Origin of the sequence: Alkalihalophilus lindianensis, assembly GCF_032843265.1 — a bacterium.
Lineage (GTDB): Bacteria > Bacillota > Bacilli > Bacillales > Bacillaceae_D > Alkalihalophilus > Alkalihalophilus lindianensis.
On record NZ_JAWJBA010000003.1, the window covers coordinates 215,492 to 228,104 of the forward strand.

Here is a 12,613-nt window from a genome sequence, read left to right on the forward strand (position 1 = left end):
CTAATAAACGCGTAGGTACTAGTGCGTACAAAAGGCAGGTCTCCTGACTCGAGTTCATTGCTAACTTAATTCCTTCCCGTTCGATATTGTGCTTCATAACAATATTGAATAGTGGTATATCATAAGTAGCTCACTCTTACAGTGGCGCGACCGTGTCGGCTTTTAACCGAACTTCCCTTTTAAGGCTTGGACATTTAATCCAAACCACCTTTTGCATGAACTTATAAAATTTAAAATAGATAAAATACTTAGACTATATCCTAACTCACTTTTTTTTATTAAGCAAGAATTTTGTTGGAGACTATTCTACATAAGTGAAACTATGAATTACTTCACTAAAGAGTTTAATCATGTACCCGTTTACGCTAGAAACTATACCTTTTTAACAGTGGTTTACAAAACCTTTACACAGCAATCATACCTACTTAATATTGCCCATCTATACTAGCAATTGTGAGAGGGAGAACCACTTACGCTACTATTTTTCCTACAGAAAAGGGAGGACAATTCAGTGAAGAAGTTTTTAATGCTCTTAGTAATGGCAGTACTTATGGTAATTGTTGCAGCATGTGGTGGAGGATCTGACGAACCAGCACAAACAGATAACACTGGTTCAGAGGATGCAACAGGAGACAATGCAGCGGAAGCATCAGAGGAACTAGACGGCAGCGTAGTAGTTGATGGGTCAGGTACAGTTTATCCATTAATGTCAGTCGTTGCTGAAGAATACATGATTCGTGAACAACCAAATGTATCAGTTGAAGTAAGTCGTTCTGGTACAAGTGCTGGTTTTGGTAAATTTTTAGTTCCAAATGGTACTGATTTCAATGATGCATCACGTGAAATTAAAGATGAGGAATTAGAAGAAGCAGAAGCTAATGGCATTGAGGTTCAAGAATTTAAAGTAGCATTAGATGGTCTTACATTCGTCATTCACCCAGAAAATGATTGGGCTAAAGAGTTAACGGAAGAGGAGTTAATCAGTATTTTCAATGCTGATGGTGGCGTAACAAAGTGGTCTGATATTCGTCCTGAATTTCCAGATGAAGAAATTAAGCCAATGGGTCCAAATGAAAACCACGGAACATATGAGTTCTTCTATGAAGAGATTCTTGATAAAGGTGATTTAGTAGATGGCGTTAACTTACAGCAAGAATACTCAACTCTAGTAAACCTAGTGTCTGAAGATAAAAATGCCATTGCATACTTTGGTTTTGGATACTATGTAAATAATACTGATCAAATTCAAGCAGTAAACGTAGACTTCGGTGAAGGTCCAGTAGAACCATCACTTGACACAATTGCTGAAGACGGAGATTATGCTCCATTTACTCGTCCAGTATTCACGTACTTAAATGTGGATATGGCAAAAGAAAAGCCACAAGTTTTAGACTTTGCTAGATTCGTTGTGAACAATGTTAATGAATTTGCTGGTGAGACCGGATTTGCTCCATTACCAGATAATGAAATTGAAGAATATAACAGTGTTTTAGATGGTCTAAGCGAATAGACTAGTTGAAATGTGTAGGATGGGGGCTTATGAAGTTCTCATCCTATTACATGTAAAAGTATTTGGTTACAAGCCAGAAGGGGTGCCACGTGCGATGGATGTAAACAGCGATATGAATAAGGGGACCGCTGTTAATGTAAGAGAGATGATCGAGCAAAAAAAGAGTTCAAGAAATGTCAATAATTTGATGGAAAAAGTAATGCCAAAACTCCTTTTTGTAATTGCGAGCATTTCAATCCTTACAACAGTGGGTATTTTATATACGTTATTGAGTGAAACGTTCGAGTTTTTCCAAAGAGTTCCGATTATTGATTTCTTTACTGGAACAGTGTTAAGACCATTAAGTCAAGATCCACAATTTGGAGTTCTACCTTTATTAACAGGAACCATTATCTCATCAGTTATCGCCATGTTTGTCGCGATTCCGATTGGTCTTATGACTGCTATCTTTTTAAGTGAATATGCTTCAGATAAAGTTAGAAGAACACTAAAGCCTATGCTAGAAATTTTAGCTGGGATTCCAACAATTGTTTATGGTTTTTTTGCTTTTACATTTGTTACACCAATTTTGAGGGAGATTATTCCAGGACTTCAAGCAACGAATATTTTAAGTCCAGGAATTGTTATGGGAATTATGATTATCCCAATGGTAGCATCTTTATCAGAGGATGCGATGAGTTCTGTACCACGTGCGATGCGCGAAGGTGCCCTTGCTTTAGGAGCGACGAGGCTTGAGGTGACAGGTAAGGTAGTTATTCCTGCTGCAATCTCTGGTATTATTGCTTCATTTGTTCTTGGTATATCACGTGCAATTGGTGAAACGATGATTGTTACAATTGCTAGTGGTAGTACTAAAAACTTCACTTTTGACATTACTCAATCTATGCAGACAATGACTGCATACATTGTTGAGGTAACTGGAGGAGATGCTCCTGCTGGTTCGACTATATATTACAGTTTATATGCTGTAGCGATGACACTTTTTGTATTTACCTTTTTAATGAATCTACTAGCTAGATATATCTCTCGTCGATTTAGGGAGGAATATTAATATGAATATTAGTACAGATACGAGTACGAATACAAAATACATTAATCAAGATGTTGTGGAAAAACGAATGAATACAAGGCTATTAAAAAATAAAATAGCAAAAGGGATTTTCTTTGCTTCCACGATGTTTGGATTAGTTGTTTTAGCAATATTGATCTTCAGAGTTTTTTCTCAAGGATTCAGCTGGATTAACCTAGACTTTCTAACAGGAAGATTATCAAATAATCCTGACCGTGCAGGTATTATGGGCGCTATATTAGGTACGTTATGGTTGATGGTAGTTGTAGCACCTGTAACGATGCTCTTAGGGGTGGGTACAGCAATCTATCTTGAAACCTATGCCAAAAAGGGGCGTGTTCACTCCTTTATCCAAGCCAATATTTCTAATTTAGCCGGAGTTCCTTCGATCGTATTTGGAATTTTAGGTTTAACGATTTTTGTTCGAGCACTTGATTTAGGAGGGGTTGTTCTTGCTGGGGGCTTAACGATGGCACTTCTCGTTCTTCCAATTGTGGTTGTAGCAAGTCAAGAAGCAATACGAGCAGTACCAAATCATCTAAGTGAAGCATCGTATGGGATGGGTGCAACAAAATGGCAAACAATTAAAAATGTCATATTGCCAGCAGCTCTACCTGGTATTTTAACGGGTGCCATTCTTTCATTATCGCGGGCAATTGGGGAAACTGCACCATTAGTCGTAATCGGAATACCAGCATTATTAATTCCATTCCCCGGAAGCATCATGGACCGTTTTACGATTTTACCAGTTCAAATTTATTACTGGACAATCGATGCAGCATTGGTAGCTGAATATGCTAATCTTGCAGCTGCAACGATCATTGTTCTACTGATTGTTCTATTCATATTAAATTCAACAGCGATTATCATACGTAATAAATTTCAACAAAGGTATTAATTTAAGGGGGGAACATTGATGGGGATGTTAACAGCAAAAGAAAAGGTGAAGGTAGAACTTCAATCTGAATCTAAAGTAGAAACCGTTCCGGCTCGTGATAAGATCGTATATGACACAAAAAATCTAAATTTATGGTACGGCAAAGATCACGCTTTAAAAAATATAAATCTCTCAGTTTATGAAAAAGAAGTCACAGCTATTATCGGACCTTCAGGTTGCGGGAAATCTACTTATATTAAAACTTTAAATCGAATGGTACAGCTTATTCCTATTGTTAAAATTTCTGGAGATATAGAGTACCGTGGCCGCAATATTTTAGATAAAGCATATAAAGTAGAAGACTTACGTACTCGTGTAGGGATGGTTTTCCAAAAGCCTAATCCTTTCCCTAAATCGATCTATGACAATGTTGCATATGGTCCAAGAATTCATGGTATTCGTAATAAAAAAGTATTAGATGAAATTGTTGAAAAAAGTTTACGCGGGGCAGCGATATGGGATGAAGTGAAAGATCGTCTTACTGAAAACGCCTATGGCCTATCAGGTGGACAGCAACAACGTTTATGTATTGCTAGGTGCTTAGCAATCGAACCTGATGTGATTTTAATGGATGAGCCAACATCAGCACTTGATCCTAAATCGACATTAAAAGTTGAAGAATTAATTCAAGAATTAAAGAAAAATTACTCAATCATTATTGTCACTCATAACATGCAACAGGCAGCACGTATTTCTGATCGAACGGCTTTCTTTCTAAATGGGGAAGTTGTGGAATACGATAAAACGGATACGATTTTCTCTAATCCATCCGATAAGCGTACTGAAGATTACATTACAGGTCGATTTGGTTAAGGGGGCGGGGTAGGATAATGTCTATAAGAACGTTTCACTCTCAACTTGATTATGTAAAGCAAGAACTGCTAACAATGGGTGGTCAAGTAATAGAAGTTATTGAACGAATGAATGAATCATTTGAAGAAAATGAGAAATCAGTGATGGAAGAAATCATTAAGGATGATTCTCTTATTAATCAATTAGAACTTGATATGCATGATAAAGTCACACTTTTAATCTCAAAACAGCAACCAGTTGCTACAGATTTACGAAAATTAATTGTAGCATTAAAAATTTCAAGTGACTTAGAACGTGTGGCTGATCTAGTAGTAGATATTGCAAAGCAATCGATCCGCTTAAAGAATGAAAATCTTATTGAATATAGGGAAAAATTAAAATCAATGTTTTTAATTGCAGAAGATATGGTGAGAAATTCATTAGAAGCTTATCGGCAGTCAGACATCCTTATGGCTCAAAAAATTGCTCTGACTGATGATAAAGTGGATACTCTATACGGAGATATCATTCGTGAATTATTTAAAATTGATGCTAGTGAAGTAGAGGTCGATCAAATTACACAACTAGCCTTTATTGGACGCTATATTGAACGGATTGCAGATTATGCAACTAACATTTCTGAATGGGTTGTCTATGAAGTAAACGGAAAACATTTTGATTTGAATTAACATTGGAAATCATATCGAAGAGCCTGTGCAATTGCGCAGGCTTTTTCATGTGCAAAAAATATGGCGATTTATCGATTAAAAGTTTGCACATGCAATATAGTTTGCATCGATTAAGATGGCAAGCCTATTGTTAGCGCTTACCATAATAATATTCATAATTGGCATAGTTTTTGCAATATACATATAGTGACTAGAATTGAAGGAGTGGTTATACATGTCAGTACCTTACAAACACGAACCATTTACAGATTTCACAGTGGAAACAAATCGTAGAGAATTTGAAGCAGCATTAAAAACCGTGGAAGCTGAATTAGGTCAAGATTTTCCGCTACGTATTGGTGGGGAGCTTGTTTACACAGATGATAAGATCACATCAGAAAACCCGGCACGTAAGGAACAAGTGGTAGGTAAAGTATCAAAAGCGACAAAAGATCACGCTGAACAAGCGATGCAAGCTGCATTAACTGCATTTGAAGATTGGAAGCGTTGGGAGCCTGAAGCACGTGCTGAGATTTTATTTAAAGCAGCAGCAATCGTTCGCCGTCGCAAACATGAATTCTCTGCATATCTTGTATATGAAGCAGGTAAGCCATGGAATGAGGCAGATGCTGATACAGCAGAAGCGATTGATTTCCTTGAATATTATGGACGTCAAATGATTGAGCTTAAAAATGGAGTACCTGTGTTAAGTCGTGATGGTGAGAAGAACCAATACGGATACATTCCATTAGGAGTAGCTGTTGTTATTTCACCATGGAACTTTGCTTTTGCCATTATGGCAGGTACAACAGTTGCGGCAGCAGTTACAGGGAATACGGTCCTACTAAAGCCAGCTAGTACAACCCCTGTGGTGGCAGCTAAATTTATAGAAGTGCTTGAGGAAGCTGGAATGCCAGCTGGTGTCATTAACTATATTCCAGGTAGCGGTTCAGAAATTGGTGATTATTTAGTAGACCATCCACGTACACGTATGATTAGTTTCACAGGTTCACGTGAAGTGGGAGAACGTATTTATGAGCGTGCAGCAAAGGTAAACAAAGGACAATATTGGCTAAAACGTGTTGTTGCTGAAATGGGTGGAAAAGACACCATTGTTGTTGATAAAGAGGCAGATCTTGAGCTTGCAGCTAAATCAATTGTCGCTTCAGCATTTGGGTTCTCTGGTCAAAAATGTTCAGCATGTTCTCGTGCAGTTATTGTGGAAGATGTGTACGACGAGGTTCTTGAAAAAGCAATTGCTTTAACAAAAGAATTAAAAGTCGGAGAAACCATTAACGACACAAATATGGGTCCGGTAAATGATCAAGCAGCATTTGATAAGATTATGAACTACATTGAAATTGGTAAGGAAGAAGGACGCATTGTAGCTGGTGGAACAGGTGATTCGTCTAGGGGATACTTCATTCAACCAACGATTGTAGCAGACGTGGCTTCAGATGCTAGACTTATGCAAGAAGAGATCTTCGGACCAGTTGTTGCTTTCTCGAAAGCAAAAGATTTTGATGAAGCTTTAGCGATTGCAAATAACACAGAATACGGATTAACAGGAGCTGTTATTTCTCGTAACCGCAAGAACGTAGAGAAAGCCAAAACGGACTTCCATGTAGGAAATATGTATATTAACCGTGGATGTACAGGAGCGATTGTTGGGTATCACCCATTTGGTGGATTTAACATGTCAGGGACCGACTCCAAAGCGGGCGGACCGGATTACTTACAACTATTCTTACAAGCAAAGACGATTTCTGAGTCTTTATAACCAAAATAAAAAAATGCACGGCAGTCATGCCGTGCCTTCTACCTTATGAATAATGAGAATGGAGATGTGGTTAGCATGGTACTTAAACCCATGTTTCTGTATTTGTCAAAAAATAAAGTGCTCAATCGTGGTGCAAAGCGCTGGGGATTAAAGATGGGTGCTAAGCAAGTTGTAGCGGGTGTGACAATTGATGATGCGATGAGAACAGTGAGTGAACTTAATGAAAAAGGTCTAGTAGCAACTGTTGATCATTTAGGAGAGTTCATTACGTCTCGAGAGGAAGCCATTGAATCAACCAATTATTGCATCGAAACATTGAAAGCGATTTCAAAAACAGGAGTCACTTGCAATTTATCTTTAAAATTAACTCAACTAGGATTGGATGTCGAACGAGAGCTTTGCTATGAAAATATGCGTAAGATTGTCGGAACGGCGTATGAATTAGGAAATTTTGTTCGAATTGATATGGAGGATTATGCCCATTGTCAACAGACGCTTGATATTTTAGCTGACTTGCGAAAAGAATTTCCGAATTCAGTAGGAACCGTCATTCAAGCTTATTTGTACCGAGCAGCAGAAGATGTCAGTGATCTTCAAGGTGTGAATTTAAGACTTGTGAAAGGTGCTTACAAGGAGCCTAGTGAGGTTGCTTTTCAAGATAAGAAAGATGTTGACGATAATTATCTCTCCATCATTAAACAGCACTTAAGAAGTGGCAGTTATACAGCTATTGCAACCCATGATCATATGATTATTGATAAGGTAAAATCGTTTTGCGAAGAAGAAGGGATTGCGAAGTCTCAATTTGAATTTCAGATGCTATATGGTTTCCGAAAAGAACTTCAAGAACAGATTGTCAAAGAAGGATATACAATGCGGGTGTATGTGCCATATGGAACTGATTGGTATGGTTACTTCATGCGCCGTCTGGCTGAAAGGCCTCAGAATGTAAGCTTTGCGATTAGGGGATTATTATCTAAATAAGGAGCGACTTTTGCCGCTCCCTCCTAATCTTACTTATTCACTTGTAGACATTTTCTTTAATCGGTATTGTAGATTTTGTCTACTAATTCCAAGTGCTTTAGCTGCTTGAGAGACATTTCCATTATGCACCGTTAAGGCTTGTTTAATGTAATAGGTCTCTACTTCAGCTAGGTGTTCTTTTAGTGGTTTGTGAAGAAAGGTTTCTTTTGTTTCATTACTTTCTGATAAGGAAGCAGGAGAGTCGGGTTGAGTGGTGAGGCGCCTTCTCATGTGCATTGGAAGATGGTACAACTCCATTTGTCGCTCAGAAGTCATAATGTTCATTGCTGACTCAATAACATGTTCAAGCTCACGAACATTACCAGGCCAATCATATTGCTCGAATAATTCAAGCACGTCAGCTGAGATCCATTCAACGTGCATTTGAAACCTTCTATTAAATGTATCTAAAAAATGTTCAACAAGGATTGGGATATCACCGTACCGGTCGCGAAGAGGTGGGATGTAAAGTGAAACCACACCAAGACGATAGAACAAATCTTTTCGCATGCGACCATTTGCTACAGCTTCAAATGGATCTTCATTCATGGTAGAGATGATTCGAACATCTACTGCTGTATCTTTAGTATCACCAACTCGACGAATCGTTTTCTCTTGAATCGCTCGTAAAAGTTTTGCTTGAAGCGCTGGATTTAAGGAGTTGATTTCATCTAGAAGTAAGGTTCCTCCAGTAGCTTGCTCAAATAAGCCTGGATGCTCTAAAGCTCCTGTGAAAGCTCCTTTTTTTGTTCCGAATAAGATCCCTTCAACAAGATTATCAGGAAGGGCAGCACAGTTTTGGGAGATGAATGGACCACCAGCCCGTTCACTACTATTATGAATACTTTGAGCGAAAATTTCTTTCCCTGTGCCGGTTTCTCCAGTTAATAAAACAGATGAATTGGTTCTCGTCGCTCGTTCCGCTTCATGAATAATTTGAGTAATAGCTTCACTTTGCCCAATGATTTGTCCAAACGTATAACGAGTTTGACCTGGTTTTTGCAGGTTATCTTTCATTAATTTTTCGAGACGAGTAATGTCTTTTGAAAGCTCGAAAGCACCTACAATCTCACCATCTTCATTTCTAAGTGGATGGGTATCATTAATGGCTGTAATAGGGAAACCTTTATTGTTGTAATATTGCTGTTTAATATTGTGTGAATGCTTTCCTTTTTTTAAAGCTTGAAGCAATGTACTGGTTTGCTCTTCTTTAAAGAGGAAGACATCTAACAAATTCTTATGTAATACCTCATTAGATGGCATAGATTCGATTTCAGTCATTTTCTTGTTGTAGATGACTGTTTCGCCGTCAGCATTCACAATATGGACGCCGATATCAACCGTATCTAACACTTGTGTAAGCATAGCAATGGTTTGTTCTAGTTGCTTGGAACTGACATGGTTCATGATGCACCTCCTACTAACTCAAGTATAGAAAAGGTTTGGCAAAAGTGCAAAAAAATTTGCAGAAAATGCAAATTTTTTATGAGGCCAGTGAGAATTAGTCTGTACATAGGTAGGATTTTAATAATCTGTAAATTGGCATTAATCTTGCATTATATTCATTAGTAAGTAATGAGAGGAGAGTTTCACAATGACACAAACAACATCTATTATCGAAAAAACAGAACAGTTCGGAGCCAAAAATTATCATCCACTACCAATCGTTATCTCAAAGGCTGAAGGGGTATGGGTGGAAGATCCTGAAGGGAATCGCTACATCGATATGTTAAGTGCTTATTCAGCCGTGAACCAAGGGCATCGTCACCCGAAGATTATTCAGGCATTAAAGGATCAAGCAGATCGAATTACGCTTACATCACGTGCTTTCCACAATGATCAGCTAGCGCCATTTTATGAAAAAGTAGCAGGGCTTACAAAGAAAGATATGGTTTTACCAATGAATACGGGGGCAGAAGCAGTTGAAACAGCTGTAAAAACAGCTCGTCGTTGGGCTTATGATGTAAAAGGTGTAGCTGACAACCAAGCTGAAATTATTGTTTGTGAAGATAACTTCCATGGACGTACGATGACCGCAGTGTCTTTATCTTCAAGTAACGCATATAAACGTGGATTTGGACCAATGTTACCAGGAATTAAAATCATTCCTTATGGCGATGCGAAGGCATTAAGGGAAGCTATTACCCCTAATACAGCTGCTTTTCTAGTAGAGCCAATTCAAGGTGAAGCAGGTATTATTATTCCTCCTGCTGGGTTCTTAAAGGAAGTACGCGACATTTGTACTGAAAATAATGTTTTATTTATTGCAGATGAAATTCAATCAGGGCTTGCAAGATCTGGTAAACTATTTGCATGTGACTGGGAAGAAGTTGAACCAGACATGTACATTCTAGGAAAGGCATTAGGTGGTGGTGTGATGCCGATCTCTGTTGTCGCTGCAAACCGAGATGTATTAGGTGTATTTGAGCCAGGGTCTCATGGATCAACATTTGGTGGTAACCCACTTGCTTGTGCTACATCGATTGCAGCACTTGAAGTAATTGAAGAAGAGCAATTAGTTCAGCGGTCTCATGATTTAGGGGAGTACTTGATGGGAGAGCTCCGTAAGATCCCTCATGCAGATATTAAAGAAATTCGTGGTCGTGGGTTGTTTATTGGAATTGAATTGAATGTGTCAGCACGTCCGTATTGTGAACGATTAAAAGAGCTTGGGTTGCTTTGTAAAGAGACCCATGAAAATGTCATTCGTCTTGCACCACCACTGGTGATTTCACAAGAAGACCTAGATTATGCTTTATCTAAGATTAAAGAGGTTTTTGCATAAGCACGTCATATAGTAGGGTGAGTGTGTCACTCATCCTACATAGCACTTACATAATGATTGCTTGATTATAGGTAAAAGGGGCGTTTCAAATGAATAAGTTAAAAGTTGGAGTAATTGGAGTACCAATGGACCTAGGACAAAATCGTCGAGGCGTAGATATGGGACCAAGTGCGATTCGCTATGCAGGACTCATTAGTCGACTTGAGTCCCTTGGCCATGAGGTAAAGGATTTTGGAGACATTACAATAGAACGACGATCTGAGGAACAAGTCTCAGCAGGGTTGAAAAATCTCTCGCAAGTTATTCATGCTAATGACCTTTTGCGGCAACAAGTAGAATCGATTGAAGAAGAAGGGTATTTCCCTCTCGTGTTAGGTGGAGACCATAGCATTGCAATTGGAACCCTTGCTGGAGTTACGAAAAAACGTAAGCAGCTTGGTGTCATTTGGTATGATGCACATGGAGATTTAAATACGGGGGATACCTCTCCTTCTGGTAATATTCATGGCATGCCACTAGCGGTCAGCCTCGGTTTAGGCGAGGAGTCGCTTACTTCCATTGGTGGCTTTGCACCGAAAATCAAACCAGAACATATTGTCATTGTTGGCGCACGTTCGCTTGATGATGGTGAAAAGGAATTAATTAAAGAAAAAGGGATTAAAATTTTCACGATGCATGAGATTGATCGCCTTGGGATGACAAAAGTGATGGAGCAAGCGATTGAGCATGTAGGTGCAGGTACAGACGGCGTTCATTTAAGCTTGGATTTAGATGGACTTGATCCAAATGATGCACCAGGAGTTGGTACGCCTGTATTAGGTGGAATTTCATATAGAGAGAGCCACCTTGCAATGGAAATGTTAGCTGAAGCAGGCATTCTAACATCCACTGAGTTTGTAGAAGTGAATCCTATATTAGATGAACGTAATAAAACGGCAGAAGTGGCAGTCGCACTAATGGGATCCCTTTTTGGAGAAAAATTATTATAGAACCTAAAAGAGAGTGATTTTGCTCTCTTTTTGTGCTTGTGGGAGAAGTTGTGGCGATTAACCAAACATTCATCTGTTTTTTCGCTAATGCTTTTTCATTCTCTTGTTTTTAGATTATAATGGGACTGAGTGAATGAGGAAAAGAGGTGAATAGATTGTACAATATTTTTTACCAATCTCATATTGGTTCTTGGGCCATCCTTGTGCTACTTTTCTTTGTTGGTTATTTCTTATTGAAAGCTGCTAAAGCAAAAGGTGCAAAGATCGTACATATGGTTCTCCGTTTGTTCTATATTATTATGCTTGTATCAGGAATTGGAATGCTTGTTACACTTGGCTTCCCGCTTATGTATCTAGTCAAAGGGGCGTTAGCGTTCTTCCTTATCTATGCAATGGAAATGATCCTTGTTCGCACGAAAAAGGGTACACTAGGTCAACAAGCAACCCTATACTGGGCTATTATGATTGTTACGCTCGTATTAGTTGTTTTACTTGGTTACGGAGTTATTTCCTTCTAACGAAAAAGCACGCAGTCGATTAATAGACTGTGTGCTTTTTTGTGATTTCTGGATAGTCCCTACAAATTTGCTGAATCAGCTTATCGATCGTACCGATGCATTGGGTCACTTCAGGTAAGTGGTAGAAAGTACTTGTGCTTTCAATCTCATTCACTTTTTCGTCGCTTGAATATAAGTAAATGTTCTTTTTAAAACTGATTGCCATTCCAAGTTCAACATGGGTGCCTTTCCCTCCAGGCAGTAAGATAACAACAAAATCAGCTTCACCTACTCCATCTTTTTCCTTCATACCAATCGCTTTTAAATCTTCCATCGATTTGGCTCTACCGTTTGTTGTCCAATCGTACGTATGAATGAATCCTGCCATCACCAGTTGCTCGCTGACTTTCTGTACGGTTTTACTATTACTAAAACTAGATGCTATGTAGAACTTCATTGATTGCCTCCTTACACCATTTTTCTATTATTCTACCATGCAAATTCCTTTTGGGTGCTACACCCTTTCGAAGGGGAGATGGTACACTATTAGATGAGACTAAGTA

12 protein-coding genes and 1 riboswitch are annotated in these 12,613 nt (G+C 38.6%); of the genes, 10 read left to right on the top strand and 2 right to left on the bottom strand.

Annotated features, from left to right (window positions below):
• Window positions 1-16 precede the first annotated feature (16 nt).
• Window positions 17-227, bottom strand: a riboswitch (cobalamin riboswitch).
• 284 nt (window positions 228-511) lie between these two features.
• From RYX56_RS11145 to RYX56_RS11175, 7 genes are all read left to right on the top strand, one after another.
• Entirely contained in the window at window positions 512-1,510 is a 999-nt protein-coding gene (locus tag RYX56_RS11145) for a PstS family phosphate ABC transporter substrate-binding protein (RefSeq protein ID WP_317122129.1), read from the top strand.
• A 94-nt stretch (window positions 1,511-1,604) separates the two neighbouring features.
• Window positions 1,605-2,561, top strand: a complete 957-nt coding sequence (gene pstC, locus RYX56_RS11150) for a phosphate ABC transporter permease subunit PstC (protein WP_317122380.1) — start codon at window positions 1,605-1,607, stop codon at window positions 2,559-2,561.
• Window position 2,562: 1 nt separating this feature from the next.
• Window positions 2,563-3,477 (top strand): phosphate ABC transporter permease PstA, encoded by a 915-nt coding sequence (gene pstA, locus RYX56_RS11155; protein ID WP_317122130.1) that lies wholly within the window; start codon window positions 2,563-2,565, stop codon window positions 3,475-3,477.
• A gap of 18 nt (window positions 3,478-3,495) precedes the next feature.
• Window positions 3,496-4,329: a phosphate ABC transporter ATP-binding protein PstB gene (gene pstB / locus RYX56_RS11160; RefSeq protein WP_317122131.1), complete on the top strand. Its 834-nt coding sequence runs from the start codon at window positions 3,496-3,498 to the stop codon at window positions 4,327-4,329.
• A 17-nt stretch (window positions 4,330-4,346) separates the two neighbouring features.
• A complete protein-coding gene (gene phoU, locus RYX56_RS11165) occupies window positions 4,347-4,997 on the top strand; it encodes a phosphate signaling complex protein PhoU (protein ID WP_317122132.1) in 651 nt (216 codons plus the stop codon).
• Between the two features lie 214 nt (window positions 4,998-5,211).
• On the top strand, window positions 5,212-6,756 hold the full coding sequence (pruA, locus tag RYX56_RS11170; protein ID WP_317122133.1) for an L-glutamate gamma-semialdehyde dehydrogenase: 1,545 nt from the start codon (window positions 5,212-5,214) through the stop codon (window positions 6,754-6,756).
• Between the two features lie 75 nt (window positions 6,757-6,831).
• On the top strand, window positions 6,832-7,740 hold the full coding sequence (locus RYX56_RS11175) for a proline dehydrogenase family protein (protein ID WP_439108484.1): 909 nt from the start codon (window positions 6,832-6,834) through the stop codon (window positions 7,738-7,740).
• 33 nt (window positions 7,741-7,773) lie between these two features.
• Here RYX56_RS11175 and RYX56_RS11180 read toward each other — a convergent pair whose 3' ends face one another.
• Entirely contained in the window at window positions 7,774-9,186 is a 1,413-nt protein-coding gene (locus tag RYX56_RS11180) for a sigma-54 interaction domain-containing protein (protein WP_317122135.1), read from the bottom strand.
• Between the two features lie 187 nt (window positions 9,187-9,373).
• Between RYX56_RS11180 and RYX56_RS11185 the strand changes: the two genes are divergently transcribed.
• From RYX56_RS11185 to RYX56_RS11195, 3 genes are all read left to right on the top strand, one after another.
• Window positions 9,374-10,564: an ornithine--oxo-acid transaminase gene (locus tag RYX56_RS11185; protein ID WP_317122136.1), complete on the top strand. Its 1,191-nt coding sequence runs from the start codon at window positions 9,374-9,376 to the stop codon at window positions 10,562-10,564.
• Window positions 10,565-10,653: 89 nt separating this feature from the next.
• Window positions 10,654-11,553 (top strand): arginase, encoded by a 900-nt coding sequence (rocF, locus tag RYX56_RS11190; protein ID WP_317122137.1) that lies wholly within the window; start codon window positions 10,654-10,656, stop codon window positions 11,551-11,553.
• Window positions 11,554-11,699: 146 nt separating this feature from the next.
• Window positions 11,700-12,071 (top strand): DUF1516 family protein, encoded by a 372-nt coding sequence (locus RYX56_RS11195; RefSeq protein WP_317122138.1) that lies wholly within the window; start codon window positions 11,700-11,702, stop codon window positions 12,069-12,071.
• Window positions 12,072-12,090: 19 nt separating this feature from the next.
• Here the strand turns inward: RYX56_RS11195 and RYX56_RS11200 are convergent, their stop codons facing one another.
• A complete protein-coding gene (locus RYX56_RS11200) occupies window positions 12,091-12,507 on the bottom strand; it encodes a nucleoside 2-deoxyribosyltransferase (RefSeq protein ID WP_317122139.1) in 417 nt (138 codons plus the stop codon).
• Window positions 12,508-12,613: the final 106 nt, after the last annotated feature.

Coding starts and splice junctions, on each gene's coding strand:
- RYX56_RS11185 (WP_317122136.1), top strand. CDS start 9,374: ATGACACAAACAACATCTATTATCGAAAAAACAGAACAGTTCGGAGCC.
- RYX56_RS11180 (WP_317122135.1), bottom strand. CDS start 9,186: ATGAACCATGTCAGTTCCAAGCAACTAGAACAAACCATTGCTATGCTT.
- pruA (WP_317122133.1), top strand. CDS start 5,212: ATGTCAGTACCTTACAAACACGAACCATTTACAGATTTCACAGTGGAA.
- pstB (WP_317122131.1), top strand. CDS start 3,496: ATGGGGATGTTAACAGCAAAAGAAAAGGTGAAGGTAGAACTTCAATCT.
- phoU (WP_317122132.1), top strand. CDS start 4,347: ATGTCTATAAGAACGTTTCACTCTCAACTTGATTATGTAAAGCAAGAA.
- pstC (WP_317122380.1), top strand. CDS start 1,605: ATGGATGTAAACAGCGATATGAATAAGGGGACCGCTGTTAATGTAAGA.
- RYX56_RS11175 (WP_439108484.1), top strand. CDS start 6,832: ATGGTACTTAAACCCATGTTTCTGTATTTGTCAAAAAATAAAGTGCTC.
- rocF (WP_317122137.1), top strand. CDS start 10,654: ATGAATAAGTTAAAAGTTGGAGTAATTGGAGTACCAATGGACCTAGGA.
- RYX56_RS11200 (WP_317122139.1), bottom strand. CDS start 12,507: ATGAAGTTCTACATAGCATCTAGTTTTAGTAATAGTAAAACCGTACAG.
- pstA (WP_317122130.1), top strand. CDS start 2,563: ATGAATATTAGTACAGATACGAGTACGAATACAAAATACATTAATCAA.